This window comes from Caballeronia sp. LZ008, assembly GCF_031451435.1.
Classification (GTDB): domain Bacteria; phylum Pseudomonadota; class Gammaproteobacteria; order Burkholderiales; family Burkholderiaceae; genus Caballeronia; species Caballeronia zhejiangensis.
Genome location: NZ_JARUXK010000003.1, coordinates 294,205 through 307,380 on the forward strand (window position 1 = coordinate 294,205; position 13,176 = coordinate 307,380).

Consider the following 13,176-nt stretch of genomic DNA (forward strand, 5'->3'; position numbering starts at 1 on the left):
ACATGTCCAGCTACAACATTGCACTGAATTTCGAAGACGGCGTGACGCGTTTTGTCGAATGCAAGGCGGGCGAGAAAGTTCTCGACGCCGCATTCCGCGCCAAGATCAATCTGCCGATGGATTGCTCCGACGGCGTCTGCGGCACCTGCAAATGCCGCGCCGAAAGCGGCAACTATGATCTCGGCGACGACTACATCGAAGACGCGCTTTCCGACGACGAAAAGGAAAGCGGTCTCGTGCTCACCTGCCAGATGGTGCCATCGAGCGATTGCGTGATCGCGGTCCCGGCATCGTCGACGGCATGCAAGACCGCGCAGAGCAAGTTCGCCGCGACGGTCACGAAGATCGAGCCGCACAACGACGCCGCCGTCGTGCTCGAACTGGATGTGGATGCCGCTACGCCCGCGCCGGTTTTTCTGCCGGGCCAGTACGTGAATATCGATGTCCCGGGCAGCGGACAGCATCGTTCGTATTCGTTCTCGTCGGCGCCGGGCGCGACGAAGATCAGCTTTCTCATCAAGAAGATTCCCGGCGGCGTGATGAGCACATGGCTCGAATCCGCGCAGGCCGGTCACACGGTCGAGCTGACCGGTCCGCTCGGCAGTTTCTATCTGCGCGGGGTGGAGCGTCCGCTGCTGTTCCTCGCGGGCGGCACGGGTCTCGCGCCATTCCTCTCGATGCTCGAAGTGCTCGCACGCGCGAACTCGCAGCAGAAGATTCACCTCATCTATGGCGTGACGCGCGATCTCGATCTCGTGCAAGTCGAAGCGATCGAAGCCTATACGGCGCGGTTGCCGAACTTCACGTTCAGCACCGTCGTCGCGGATGCGGATTCGAACCATCCGCGCAAAGGCTGGGTGACGCAGCACATGCCCGCCGAATCGCTGAATGACGGCGATGTCGATGTGTATCTCTGCGGCCCGCCACCGATGGTCGATGCCGTGCGCAAGCACTTCGACGATAGCGGCGTGAAGCCCAACAGCTTCCACTACGAGAAGTTCACGCCCAACGCCGCGCCGGTGGCAGCATGAACACGCAACGATTTGCCGGCAAGGTGATGGTCGTGACCGGCGCGGCGCAGGGCATCGGGCGCGGCGTGGCGCTGCGTGCGGCGGCGGAAGGCGCGAAGGTGGTGCTCGTCGATCGCGCGGACTTTATCGGGGAAGTGGCCGCCGAAGCGCAGGGCGCGGATACGGCCGGCTTCGTCGCCGACATGGAAACGTATGAAGGCGCGGCATCCGCGATGGCGTTCGCGGCGCGCACGTTCGGCGGCATCGATATCCTGATCAACGGCGTCGGCGGCGCGATTCGCATGCGTCCGTTTGCCGAGTTCGAACCCGCGCAGATCGACGCCGAAATCCGGCGCTCGCTCATGCCGACGCTCTACGCGTGCCATGCCGTGTTGCCCCATATGCTCGAACGCGGGCGCGGAACCATCGTGAACGTGTCTTCGAACGCGACGCGCGGGATTCGTCGCGTGCCGTATTCGGCGGCGAAAGGCGGCGTCAACGCAATGACGCAGGCGCTCGCGATGGAATACGGCGAGCGCAACATCCGCGTGGTCGCAGCCGCGCCGGGCGGCACCGAAGCGCCCGCGCGACGCGTGCCGCGCAATGCGAGCGGCGACAGCGAGCAGGAAAAAGTGTGGATGGGCGAAGCGGTGAAGCAGGTCACCGAATCGACGTTCTTCAAACGCTACGGCACGCTGGACGAACAGATCGCGCCGATTCTCTTCCTCGCATCGGACGAAGCGAGCTATATCACCGGCGCGGTATTGCCCGTCGCCGGCGGCGATAACGGCTGATGTCACGGGAGACGCAATCATGAGTGAACGCAAGGCAATCGTTCCCGCGGGAATGGAAGCGGTCTACGAAAAGATCCGCTATGCGCCCGCGATCAAGGCCGGCAATACGATCTACGTGTCCGGGCAGATCGGACGCGATGCGAACATGCAACTGGTCGAAGACCGCGAAGCGCAGATCGTGCAGGCTTTCGACAATCTCAAGCTCGTGCTCGAAGCGGCGGGTGCTTCGTTGAGCGATGTCGTCGACGTGACGAGCTTTCATACCGACATGCGCGATCTGCCGTTGTTCATGCAGGTGCGCGAGCGTTATCTGAACACGCATCCGCTGCCGGCGTGGACCGCGATCGGCGCGCATATGCTCGGTGGTTCCGCGGGTTATATCGTCGAAATCAAGGCGGTCGCCGTAGTGACGGCGAGCGCGTCGTAACACGCAAGAAACGTCAACGTAAAAAGAACCGACCTTGCTGCGCCATGCACGCAGCAAGGAGAACGCGCGCGCGTTCATCGTTCCGCCTGATCAATACATTAAAAATCGCGGAATCAAAGCAAGTCCTACATCCTTGGAGACACCCATGCGGCAAATAGACGTGCAAAAGCTATGCGACGATGCCCGGTTCAGCAAGTTTCATTTGCTGCTTCTGTTCTGGTGCGCGCTCATCATCATCTTCGACGGATACGATCTCGCGGTCGTCGGGATCGCGCTTCCGTCGATCATGAGCGACATGGGCATTCAGCCGACGAGCGCCGGATTCATGGTGAGTTCCGCGCTGCTCGGCATGATGATCGGCGCGGTGTTTCTCGGCACGATTGCCGACAGGATCGGCCGCGTGCCCGCCATCGTCATTTGTCTGCTGCTGTTCAGCGTATTCACGGCCGCGGCCGGATTGACGCGCGATCCCGTGACGTTCGGCATCGCGCGCTTTCTCGCGGGACTGGGCATCGGCGGCGTCATGCCGAATGTCGTCGCGCAAATGACCGAGTATTCGCCGCGCAAGATCCGCAGCACGATGGTGACGCTGATGTTCAGCGGATATTCCGTCGGCGGCATGCTCGCGGCGCTCGTCGGCAAGGGGATGATCGAGCGCTACGGCTGGCAATCCGTCTTCATCGCGGCGGGCCTTCCGGCGCTGCTCGCGCCTGTGATCCTCAAGTACATGCCCGAGTCGCTCGCATTCCTCGTGCGAAACGAACGCGCGGCGCGCCTGAAGGACATTCTTTCGCGCGTCGATCCGCGCTATGTGCCGCAAGAGGCCGACCGCTTCGCGCTTTCCGATCGCGAAGCCGCGCCCGGTTCGTCGATCGCGCGACTCTTCGCCGAAGGACGCGGCATGAGCACCGTCATGTTGTGGATCGCGTTCTTCATGTGCCTCTTCATGGTCTACGCGCTGAGTTCGTGGCTGACGAAACTGATGGCTGGCGCGGGGCACAGCCTCGGCTCGGCGCTCACGTTCGTGCTCGTTCTGAACTTCGGCGCGATGATCGGCGCGATCGGCGGCGGATGGCTCGCGGACCGCTTCAACATCAAGTACGTGCTGATCGCCATGTACGCGCTCGCCGCGATTTCCATCAGCCTGTTGGGCGTGAAGGTGCCGGTCGGCGTGCTGTTTTTCCTGGTGGGTCTCGCGGGCGCATCGACGATCGGCACGCAGATCGTCACGTATGCGTTCGCCGGTCAGTTCTATCCGACCGCGATCCGCTCGACGGGCATCGGCTGGGCGTCTGGCATCGGGCGCAGCGGGGCGATTCTCGCGCCTATCGTGATCGGCTTTCTCGTGAGCAAGGCGTTGCCGCTGCAGCAGAACTTCGTCGCCATCGCGGTGCCCGGCGTCATCGCGATGCTTGCCGTTTGTCTGATCGATGCGCGTCGTTCGCGCAATGACGCCATCGCCGTGGCCGCCGCCGATCCGGCGTAACGACGCGTGCGCCCGGCAATCACTCCTTCGCGGGCTTCGGTTGCCGGGCCTTCTGCGGCTCGGATGGAGCGCCGCGCTGCGTCGGCGCGCGCGTGCAGGCATCGGGCGGCGTGACATAAGGCACGTCGTGGCAGCAGCACGCATAGACCGGAAAGCCGTACGCGTTCGTGCGGACGATGGTCGTCGGTCCATGCAACGGACACACCGCTTTCATGCAGCCTCCTGAAAATGAAAACGCAGTCAATCAGGTGGTTTCATGTTACTCGCGATATGCGCGTGCGCTTGATTCAAGTCAATCGGAGCCGCGGGCGTCCCGATAGAGTGAGAGCGTCGATTCACGTCACGCGCCACGCAACGGAGTTCGCAGATGAAAGCACTCGTCTATCACGGCCCCGGCATCAAGTCGCTCGACGAGCGGCCGAAACCCGCGCTCGCCGCCGCCACCGATGCGATCGTTCGCGTGACGCGCACGACCATCTGCGGAACCGATCTGCACATTCTCAAGGGCGATGTTCCCACCTGCGAGCCCGGCCGCGTGTTGGGTCACGAAGGCGTGGGCGTCGCCGAGGACGTCGGCGCGGCGGTGTCGACGTTCAAGCCGGGCGATCGCGTGCTGATCTCGTGCATTTCGTCGTGCGGAAAGTGCGAGGCGTGCCGGCGCGGCATGTATTCGCACTGCGCGACGGGCGGCTGGATTCTCGGCCACAAGATCGACGGCACGCAGGCCGAATACGTGCGCATCCCGCACGCGGATACGAGCCTCTATCCGATTCCGGCAGATGTCGAGGAAGAGGCGCTCGTCATGCTCTCCGACATTCTTCCGACGGGCTTCGAATGCGGCGTGCTCAACGGGCGCGTGCAGCCGGGCAGCACGGTCGCGATAGTCGGCGCGGGGCCGGTCGGTCTCGCCGCCTTGCTCACCGCGCAGTTCTACGCGCCGGCGCAGATCGTCATGATCGATCGCGACGCGCATCGGCTCGAAATCGCGCGTACGTTCGGCGCGAGCGCGTGCATCGACATCGCGCGCACGGAGGCCGTCGCCGAGATCATGCGTCTGACCGATGGCGCGGGCGTCGATTGCGCCGTCGAAGCGGTCGGCGTGCCGGCGACCTTCGAGCTGTGCCAGCAGATCGTCGCGGCGGGCGGCACCATCGCGAATGTCGGCGTGCATGGCGTGAAGGCCGATCTGCATCTCGAATCGCTCTGGGATCGCAACATCAGCATCACGACGCGTCTCGTCGATACGGTCAGCACGCCGATGCTGCTCAAGACCGTGCGCGCGGGGCGGCTGCAGCCGAAGCAGCTCATCACGCACCGCTTCACGCTCGCGCGCGCGCTCGACGCTTACGACACCTTTGGCCGCGCGGCGGAAACGAACGCGCTGAAGGTCATCATCGAAATTTGAAGTGGGCGGCCTTCAGCGGGAAGCCGTGCGGGCCGAAAAACGATGTACCGCAAAATCCTGGTTGCGCTCGATGGCAGCGAGTGCTCGCAACGCGCGCTCGACGAAGCGATCCGCATCGGCGCGCGTGCGCGAGTGAATGTCGTGTACGTGATCGACGTGGCCGCGCTTTCGTCGTATCCGGCGCAGTATCGCGTGAACGTGCGCGAGGAAGGCGGGCACGCGCTCGATATCGCGTATGCGCGCGTGATCGATGCGGGCATCGAATGCGAAACGGAACTCGCGGAGACGCGCAACGTCACCGATACGATCGCGAAGTGCCTGCAGCGCCGCGCGGTGCACATGCCCGCGGATCTCGTCGTGATGGGCACGCATGGCCGGACCGGGTTGCGCAGGCTCGCGCTCGGCAGCGTCGCGGAAGCGTTCGTCAGACGCTCGACGTGTCCGGTGCTGCTCACGCGCGCACCGAAGCATGTCGCGAAAGACGCGTGAGCCACGACGAGTGAGGCGCGCCCGCGCGATGGCCTGACCGGAGAACAATGACATGGGCCTCGGAATGCAGATCGCCTGCCTCGGCTTCGCGGGCTCGAGCGCGATCGAACGCGAAGCGGGCGTCGAACTCGTGCGGCTTGCGGGCGTCGCGAAAGACATCGTCGATTGCAGGCTCACGATCAAGGCGTCGCTCGATCGCGCGGGACGCACCGTCTTCGACGCGCAACTGGTTCTGCTCACGCGCGATTCCGAGCAGGTCACGGTGCAACGCAGCACACACGCCGACGTGAACGCGGCGCTGCGTCATACATTCGATGACGCCGTTCAGCTGCTTCAGCGCGGCGCGCCGGATGCGATTTGATCCAGATCAATACGCGCTCCGAAACCGTGGCCAAGACTAAGTGGATATGCGCTGCGCCGGCTCGCGTCGCATCAACGTTCCACGAGGTATCGGCATGATCGTTACGTTTCCGAGTCAGCCGCCCGTCTATCAGGGCGATGTCCCTTCGCTCACTTTCGCCGCCTTCGCGGACGGTGAGCCGATCGAGTGCACCATTTCGGCCGAAGCGCTGGAGGATCACTTCGGCGCGGCGTCGTGGCGTGAGGAAGATCTGCAGCAGGCGTTCGAGAGCCATCGCTCGTCGATAGAAGGCGCCGCCGAACATGTGCTGAGCCGCGTCGGCGGCACGTCGGTGATGCTGCGCAGCGGATTTTTCCGCTTTCGCGAAGCGCGCGCTCAGACTGCTTCGAGCCGCGCCTGATCGAGGATCCGCACGTCCTTGCCGCGCGCGTCGATCACGCCGGCCTTTTGCAGCCGCGAGAACATGCGGCTGACCGTTTCGATCTTCAGCCCGAGATAGCTGCCGATTTCCTCGCGCGTCATGCGCATCACGAATTGCGCGGGCGAATAGCCGCGCGCCTTCATGCGCGTCGACAGATTGAGCAGGAAGGCCGCGACGCGCTGCTCCGCCGTCATCGTGCCGAGCAGCATCATCAGATTGGATTCGCGCACGATCTCGCCGCACATCATGCGATGAACGTGATGCTGCACCGCCTTCACTTCGCGGCACAGCAATTCGAGCAGATCGAACGGAACGATGCAGACGACGCTGTCTTCCAGCGCGATGGCGTCGCACGCGTGCCGGTCGGTGCTCACGCCGTCGAACCCGAGGGGCTCGGCCGCCAGATGAAAGCCCGTGACCTGCTCGTGTCCTTCGCGATGCATGACGACGGTCTTGAAGCAGCCGCTGCGCAGCGCATAGAGACTCTGGAAGGGATCGCCGCTGCGGAAAAGCGTTTCGCCGCGCCGCACGAAGCGCGTCGAGCTGATCATCGCGTCGAGACGCTGATAATCGACCGGCGACAAGCCGGACGGCATGCAGATGCGCTTCATCGAACACGTCGAGCAACGCGTGCTCGGCGGCTTCGCGTCGGCGTGCATGCCGGGACTGTCTGCGCTCGCGGAAATCATGCTGCGCCTCCTGTCGAACCGGATCGCGCATCGACGCGCGATCCCGCATGTCACCTGTCCAATTATGGAGTGCGCTGTCTCGAAAAAATGTCGGTGCTGGCTGATCGTGCCGTAGGCATTCGGGAAGACGTGTAGGGAAATGCCGACACGCGCCGCTTCGATTCAGGCGCTGTCGTCGTCGAAAAGCTGATGGCGCACCGCGTAGCGCACGAGCGCGGCTTCGTGGGGAATCTGCATTTTTTCGAGGATGCGCGCCTTGTAGGTGCTGATGGTCTTCGCGCTCACGCACAACGCCTCGCCGATATCGCTGATGGATTCGCCCGCGCACAGCCGCCGGAACACTTCGAACTCGCGGTTCGACAATCGCTGATGCGGTAGCGCATCGTCAGGTTCGGTGAGGCTTTGCGCGAAGCGTTCGGCCATCGCGAGGCTCACGTACGCGCCGCCCGACGCGACCTTGGCGACCGCCGCGACCAGCTCCGCGCTCGCGCTTTCCTTCGTCAGATAGCCCGACGCGCCAGCCTTGAACGCGCGCGCGGCGTATTGCTGCTCGGCGTGCATCGTGAGCACGAGAATGCGCAGTGCGGGCTTTTCGTCCTTGATCTGCTTGAGCAGGTCGAGGCCGCTGCGGCCGGGCATCGACAGATCGAGCACGAGCACGTCCGCCTCCGTTCCGCGCACGAGCGCGAGCGTGCCCGGCCCGTCGCTCGCTTCGCCGGCGACCTCGAAGCCGTGCGCGTTCGCGAGGATATGGCGCAGGCCGTCGCGCACGAGCGCGTGGTCATCGGCGATCAGGACTTTCGTCGTCATGGATTCGGTTCTTCCGTTTCGCGGCCCGGCACCAGCAGAACGGGACACCGCGACAGCCGCGCGAAACCTTCCGCGACGCTGCCGAGCACGATCCGCCGCAAGCCGCGCCGCCCGTGCGTGCCCATGACGACGAGATCGGCGCGGAAATCGTCGGCGCAATGACGGATGCGCTGCGGGATGTCATCGCCGAGATACTCGACTTCGCACACGCGCGGCGTGCCCTTGACGCCCGCTTGCGTCATGCGCTCCGTGGCCGTCGCAGCGAGCCGCCGGCCTTCCTCCAGCAATGCGTCGCGCAGGCCAGGATAGAACGCGCTCGTGGCGTCGTAGGAAACGGGCTGCATGTCGACGACGAAGAGCGGCTGAATTTGCGCCGCGCTCGCGCTTGCGATCCTGATCGCCTCATCGAGGGCGTGGAGGGAAGTCGGGCTGCCGTCGATGGGCACGAGAATGCGGTTGTACATGACGATCTCCTGATCCGGTGTGTTGGCGCGTCGCGGGTGTGCGATCGAGTCTACGGACGGCGTATGCAAAACGGTTGACGCAAGTCAAGGAACGGACCGGTCATCGGCGGGGCGATGAAGCGGAATGTCCACGACGACGCGAAAGCCTTCGCCCGGCGCGCTGCGAAACTCGATGACGCCGCCCAGTTGCCGCACGCGCTCGCCCATGCCGAGCAGGCCGAACGTGCCCGCCGCGCGCGGCCGTTCGATCTCCGCGCCGCGGCCGTCATCCTCGATCGTCAGCGTGCAGCGCGCATACGCGCAGCCGATCGCGATGCGAACTTCCGATGCCCGCGCGTGGCGCACGACGTTCGTCAGCGCTTCCTGCACGAGCCGGAAGAGCGACGTGGACGCAGTCGCCTCGAAGCCGTCCTCGTCGCCTTCGATATCCAGATGGATCGTCAGATCGTAGCGGCGGCGGTAATCGCAAACGAGCCAGTCGATTGCGGCGAAAAGGCCGAGATCGTCGAGCACGGGCGGACGCAGGCCCGCCGCGATGCGTCGCAGCGAACCGATGATCGTGTCGATTTGCGTGAGCGCCTGCTGTTTGAAGCGCGCGTTCGGCGCGGTGCTGTCGAGAATCGACAACTGCATTTTGAGCGCGGCAAGCTGCTGGCCGAGATCGTCGTGCAACTCGCGGGCAATCGACGCGCGCTCGTTTTCCAGCGCCGTCTGTACGTGCGCGGAGAGCTCGCGCGCATGCTGCAATTCCGTGAGCCGCAAGCGGTCGGTCATGTCGCGCGTGACTTTGGCGAAGCCGATCAGACTACCCGACGGATCGTGCAACGCGGTGATGACGACGTTCGCCCAGAAGCGGCTGCCGTCTTTGCGGATGCGCCAGCCTTCGTCCTCGACGCGGCCCACGCGCGCCGCCGTCGAGAGGGCGTTGTGCGGCTTGCGCGCGGCGATATCGTCGCCCGGATAGAAGACGGAAAAATGACGGCCGACGATATCGCTCGCGTCATAGCCCTTGATCCGCCGCGCGCCGTTGTTCCAGGTCGCGACGTGGCCGTGCGCGTCGAGCAGGAAGATCGCGTAGTCCTCGACCGCTTCGACCAGCAGACGGAAAGGTGCGTCCGTCAGCAGCGAAGGCGTGTTGCCGGGTTCGGTCGCGGAGCAGTCGATCATCGTTGCAATGGGCGGATGCGCTTGCAACGTCGACGCGTTGCGGCGCTATTGCTTCATCATCTGAAAGGGCGGCAAGGGCAGCTCGTCGCCGTCGAGAAACGCGGTCGCGCAGCGCACCGCGAAGCCGAGCGCGCCGTCCTTGCTTGCGAATGCGCCGAGATTGCCGAGCGAGGTGGCATGGCCGTCCTCTTCGAGAATCGACGCGGTCGCGACGAACGCGTTGCCTACACGGGTGGCGGAGGGCTTAAAAGCCGCTCCCCGATGATAGATGATCATAGATTTGACCGGTGGAGATGATCGAAAGGCTTATGCGGCAGGCATGCCGCGGCGTGAGAGCGAATGCGCGCGGATCAGCGCGGGTTCTGCACTGACTGTCGATAGTCGATCTCGGCCATGCCGTAAGCGAACGCGTAGCGCACCGCGCCCGTTTCGCTGGCGAATTCGCCGAGCATTCCGCTCGAACGGCGCGTGCCGTCCGGTTCTCGCACGATGAGCATCGCCGCGTATCTGTCCTGCTCCGGGACGGCGGTCGCGCTCAGTACGTGCCCTTTGTAGATCACGTCGTCGGGTCGATTCATTGCTCTCTCAGGTTCTAATGTTTTGCCGGCGTGGCAATTCTGACGTTTGCCTACATTCCGTAAGCAGTAAGCCTAACCGTTCAATTTTTGTCGCTTAATCCGATTTAAGCTTTTTTACTTTTCCCATGCAAATGCTTAAGTCCGACCAATCGGGCGGGCATCGGGTCGCGCCTCTGCGCATCGCGTTGAACAGTCTCGATACCGACTTCGCCGCAACGACGTACATCGCGCCGGAGAGCCCCGAATCGGAGCGCATCAGCAGATCGGCTGCGAAAAGCGCCGCGATCGCGACGAGCGGGTGGCACATCACCTGAGCGGTCAAGCGTTTCATCTGCGTCTCACCTCGAAAACATCTGTCGAAATCGGGCAAGACCGCACAGTGCTGCGATAGCGATACGAATCGGGTCCCGTCCTGAGCCTTACTGTGCGTTTAACGTCCGCTTGCAGTCCTGCCCGCACGTCCGCGCTGGCTGCCCGATCGTCCGGGTTTTTTTCCGCTGTCTGCGAATTCGTGAGACGCATACATACAGCCCGCCGACCGTTCCGCCAAAGCCTAGCGTTCAGCCGACCGTCGTCCACTTTTTTAAGCCGTTGCAGACAATAATCGCGACTGCACCGGGGCCGGCCCCTCCTGAACGGAGATCGCAGATGAAAGGGCATTTATCGGTTGGCGTGATCGCAGTCGCTATCGCAGCAATCATCGGTGGATGCAGCGGAGGAAGCTCCTCCGATCCGTCCTCGACATCCGGCGGCTCCGCGTCGGCATCCGGTCCCGCGTCGGCGTCGAGCCCAGCGTCGGCATCCAGTCCTTCGGCCGCATCGTCGGCAAACGGCGCGAGCGCGCCCGCGAGCGCAAGCGCTCCCGCGACGAACTCGCCGTCCGCATCGACTCCGATGGATGTCACCACGTATCACAACGACATCCGCCGCACCGCGCGGCAGCTCGCCGAGACCCGGCTCACGCTCGCCAGCGTGAAGTCGTCCACGTTCGGCAAGCTCGGCTTCTATGCCGTCGATGGCGCCGTCGATGCGCAACCGCTCTTTCTCGCCAACGTGCCGATCGCGGGCGGCACGCATAACGTGCTGTACGTCGCGACCGAGAACGCGACCCTCTACGCGTTCGATGCCGACACCGGCGCCGTGCTCTGGCAAGTCTCGACGCTCGGCGCGGGCGAAGTGCCGAGCGACGATCACGGCTGCGACCAGACCACGCCGAAAATCGGCATCACGGCGACGCCGGTCATCGACCGCTCGCGCGGGCCCAACGGCGTGATCTATGTCGTCGGCATGTCGAAGGACAGCGGCGGCGCGTATCACCAGCGCATCCACGCCATCGACATCGCAACGGGCGGCGAACTGTTCGGCGGCCCGACCGAAATCACCGGCTCGTATCCCGGCACCGGATCGGGCAGCGTGAACGGCGTCGTGCCGTTCACGCCGGGCCAGTACATCGAGCGCGCGTCGCTGCTGCTGCTGAACGGCGTCGTCTATACGGCGTGGAGCTCGCATTGCGACACGCTGCCGTATACCGGCTGGCTCATCGGCTACAGCGCGGACACGCTCAAGCAGACGGGCATCCTGAACGTCACGCCGAACGGCGAGATGGGCGGCATCTGGATGGGCGGCGCGGGCCTGGCATCGGACGGCACGTCGATCTATTTCCTCGACGGCAACGGCACGTTCGACGCGACCATCAACGCGCAGGACATGCCGATCAGGAACAACTTCGGCAACGGCTTCCTCAAGGTCACGCCGAGCGCGACGTTCGCGCTTCAGGTCAACGATTACTTCGAGCCGTCGAACACCGTGGTGGAATCGAACCAGGATCTGGATCTCGGCTCGGGCGGCGTGCTCGTGCTGCCCGATGTCACCGACATCAACGGCAACGTGCAGCATCTCGCGATAGGCGGCGGCAAGACGCGCGTCCTCTACGTCGTGAACCGCGATTCGATGGGCAAGTTCGATTCGAACGCGGATCACATCTATCAGCCGCTTTACTCGACGATCACCGGTCCGATGTTCACCGCGCCGGCGTTCTACAACAACACGATCTACGTCGGCCCGGCGGGCGATCATCTGAAGGCGCTGCCCGTCGTCAACGCGATGGTCGCGACGAGCGCATCGAGCCAGACGACGAGTCCCGCGGGCAACTGGAATTTTCCGGGCCTCGCGCCGGTCATTTCCGCGAATGGCAATACCGACGGCATCGTATGGGGCGTCGAGAACACCACGCCGACCGCCGTGCTGCATGCCTACGACGCGAGCAATCTCGCGATCGAGCTTTACAACAGCAATCAGGCGGGCACGCGCGATCAGTTCGGCAACAACAAGTTCATCTCGCCGACGGTCGCGAACGGCAAGGTCTTCGTCGGCACGAAGACGGGCGTGATGGTGTTCGGTCTGCTCGGCGGATGACTCGCGCGGGTCGGGGCCGCATCGATATAAGATCGCGTTACCTCGACCCATGGAGCTTCCGATGCAACTGACCCGTCTTCTCGTTCCGACGTTCGTGCAGACGTTGAAGAACCTGTCGGCGTGGCTCGATAAAGCCGCTGCATTTCAGCACGAGAAAGGCGCGAATCCCGACGCGCTGATGACCTTGCGTCTCGCGCCCGACATGTTTCCGCTCGCCGCGCAAGTGCGCTTCGTGTGCTTTCAGGCACAGGAACCGGTGTACCGGCTGCGCGGCGAAGACCTGCCGCAGACAGTGCTGCGCGTGCGGAAAGAAGGCGCGCATTCGAACGAAGCGCCGGGCACGTTCGCCGATGCGCAAGCCTGCATCGCCGATGCGATCGCATTGCTCTCGAACCTCACTTCCGATGCGCTCGACGCCGGAACCGGCGAGCCGATCGCGCTGGATCTGCCGAACGGCATCGTCTTCGACATGACCGGCGAGCAATACGCGCGCGACTGGTCGCTGCCGCAGTTCTATTTCCACGCGATGACCGCTTACGCGATCCTGCGCAACCATGGCGTGCCGCTCGGCAAGCCGGATTACGTGGCGCACATGTTCTCGTATATCCGGCCCGGCACGCTGCCCCAATCGGGCTGAATCCGCGCGACTTCGGCACAATG

19 protein-coding genes are annotated in these 13,176 nt (G+C 64.0%); 11 read left to right on the forward strand and 8 right to left on the reverse strand.

Translation table 11 applies throughout. The annotated features are described in order from the left end of the window. Nucleotides 1-2: 2 nt before the first annotated feature. The 4 genes from benC (at nt 3) to QCE49_RS20515 (ending at nt 3,717) form a co-directional block, all read left to right on the forward strand. The gene (gene benC / locus QCE49_RS20500) at nt 3-1,031 is read left to right on the forward strand and encodes a benzoate 1,2-dioxygenase electron transfer component BenC (RefSeq protein ID WP_250441310.1); all 1,029 of its coding nucleotides are present in this window, start codon (nt 3-5) and stop codon (nt 1,029-1,031) included. Continuing rightward, entirely contained in the window at nt 1,028-1,804 is a 777-nt protein-coding gene (gene benD, locus QCE49_RS20505; RefSeq protein WP_250458636.1) for a benzoate diol dehydrogenase BenD, read from the forward strand. The genes benC and benD overlap by 4 nt, the downstream gene beginning before the upstream one ends. Nucleotides 1,805-1,823: 19 nt before the next feature. Further along, nucleotides 1,824-2,231: a RidA family protein gene (locus QCE49_RS20510; protein ID WP_250458638.1), complete on the forward strand. Its 408-nt coding sequence runs from the start codon at nt 1,824-1,826 to the stop codon at nt 2,229-2,231. 145 nt (nt 2,232-2,376) lie between these two features. Further along, nucleotides 2,377-3,717: an MFS transporter gene (locus QCE49_RS20515; RefSeq protein ID WP_250458640.1), complete on the forward strand. Its 1,341-nt coding sequence runs from the start codon at nt 2,377-2,379 to the stop codon at nt 3,715-3,717. A gap of 19 nt (nt 3,718-3,736) precedes the next feature. Here QCE49_RS20515 and QCE49_RS20520 read toward each other — a convergent pair whose 3' ends face one another. Further along, nucleotides 3,737-3,931, reverse strand: a complete 195-nt coding sequence (locus QCE49_RS20520; protein ID WP_008347602.1) for a hypothetical protein — start codon at nt 3,929-3,931, stop codon at nt 3,737-3,739. A gap of 153 nt (nt 3,932-4,084) precedes the next feature. Here QCE49_RS20520 and QCE49_RS20525 point away from each other — a divergent pair, with 153 nt between their 5' ends. The 4 genes from QCE49_RS20525 (at nt 4,085) to QCE49_RS20540 (ending at nt 6,372) form a co-directional block, all read left to right on the forward strand. Then, nucleotides 4,085-5,122, forward strand: coding sequence for a zinc-dependent alcohol dehydrogenase family protein (locus tag QCE49_RS20525; RefSeq protein ID WP_250458643.1), 1,038 nt, complete (start codon nt 4,085-4,087; stop codon nt 5,120-5,122). Between the two features lie 42 nt (nt 5,123-5,164). Continuing rightward, on the forward strand, nt 5,165-5,611 hold the full coding sequence (locus QCE49_RS20530) for a universal stress protein (protein WP_008347606.1): 447 nt from the start codon (nt 5,165-5,167) through the stop codon (nt 5,609-5,611). A gap of 52 nt (nt 5,612-5,663) precedes the next feature. Continuing rightward, the gene (locus QCE49_RS20535) at nt 5,664-5,972 is read left to right on the forward strand and encodes a hypothetical protein (protein ID WP_250458645.1); all 309 of its coding nucleotides are present in this window, start codon (nt 5,664-5,666) and stop codon (nt 5,970-5,972) included. Nucleotides 5,973-6,066: 94 nt separating this feature from the next. Beyond that, nucleotides 6,067-6,372 (forward strand): DUF1488 domain-containing protein, encoded by a 306-nt coding sequence (locus QCE49_RS20540; RefSeq protein WP_008347608.1) that lies wholly within the window; start codon nt 6,067-6,069, stop codon nt 6,370-6,372. Here QCE49_RS20540 and fnr read toward each other — a convergent pair. The 6 genes from fnr to QCE49_RS20570 all read right to left on the reverse strand — a co-directional run bounded on the left by fnr (nt 6,348) and on the right by QCE49_RS20570 (nt 10,101). After that, entirely contained in the window at nt 6,348-7,082 is a 735-nt protein-coding gene (fnr, locus tag QCE49_RS20545; protein WP_250458647.1) for a fumarate/nitrate reduction transcriptional regulator Fnr, read from the reverse strand. The genes QCE49_RS20540 and fnr overlap by 25 nt on opposite strands. A gap of 162 nt (nt 7,083-7,244) precedes the next feature. After that, nucleotides 7,245-7,892, reverse strand: a complete 648-nt coding sequence (locus QCE49_RS20550) for a response regulator transcription factor (RefSeq protein WP_250458649.1) — start codon at nt 7,890-7,892, stop codon at nt 7,245-7,247. Then, on the reverse strand, nt 7,889-8,356 hold the full coding sequence (locus QCE49_RS20555) for a universal stress protein (protein WP_008347612.1): 468 nt from the start codon (nt 8,354-8,356) through the stop codon (nt 7,889-7,891). Before QCE49_RS20555 ends, QCE49_RS20550 begins: the two co-directional genes overlap by 4 nt. An 84-nt stretch (nt 8,357-8,440) precedes the next feature. Then, complete coding sequence (locus tag QCE49_RS20560; RefSeq protein WP_250482003.1) at nt 8,441-9,550, reverse strand: PAS domain S-box protein; 1,110 nt, start codon at nt 9,548-9,550, stop codon at nt 8,441-8,443. A gap of 18 nt (nt 9,551-9,568) precedes the next feature. Continuing rightward, entirely contained in the window at nt 9,569-9,799 is a 231-nt protein-coding gene (locus tag QCE49_RS20565; RefSeq protein ID WP_008347614.1) for a hypothetical protein, read from the reverse strand. Between the two features lie 74 nt (nt 9,800-9,873). Next, a complete protein-coding gene (locus QCE49_RS20570; protein WP_008347615.1) occupies nt 9,874-10,101 on the reverse strand; it encodes a hypothetical protein in 228 nt (75 codons plus the stop codon). Between the two features lie 131 nt (nt 10,102-10,232). On the opposite strand from QCE49_RS20570, the gene QCE49_RS20575 reads away from it, so the two are divergent. Continuing rightward, on the forward strand, nt 10,233-10,415 hold the full coding sequence (locus QCE49_RS20575; RefSeq protein ID WP_144403708.1) for a hypothetical protein: 183 nt from the start codon (nt 10,233-10,235) through the stop codon (nt 10,413-10,415). A 246-nt stretch (nt 10,416-10,661) separates the two neighbouring features. On the opposite strand, the gene QCE49_RS20580 is transcribed toward QCE49_RS20575, so the two are convergent. Next, nucleotides 10,662-11,009, reverse strand: coding sequence for a hypothetical protein (locus QCE49_RS20580; RefSeq protein WP_235366246.1), 348 nt, complete (start codon nt 11,007-11,009; stop codon nt 10,662-10,664). Between QCE49_RS20580 and QCE49_RS20585 the strand changes: the two genes are divergently transcribed. Then, the gene (locus QCE49_RS20585) at nt 10,996-12,516 is read left to right on the forward strand and encodes a PQQ-binding-like beta-propeller repeat protein (protein WP_250458652.1); all 1,521 of its coding nucleotides are present in this window, start codon (nt 10,996-10,998) and stop codon (nt 12,514-12,516) included. The two genes, QCE49_RS20580 and QCE49_RS20585, sit on opposite strands and share 14 nt — an antisense overlap. A 61-nt stretch (nt 12,517-12,577) precedes the next feature. Further along, complete coding sequence (locus tag QCE49_RS20590) at nt 12,578-13,153, forward strand: DUF1993 family protein (protein WP_008347619.1); 576 nt, start codon at nt 12,578-12,580, stop codon at nt 13,151-13,153. Nucleotides 13,154-13,176: the final 23 nt, after the last annotated feature.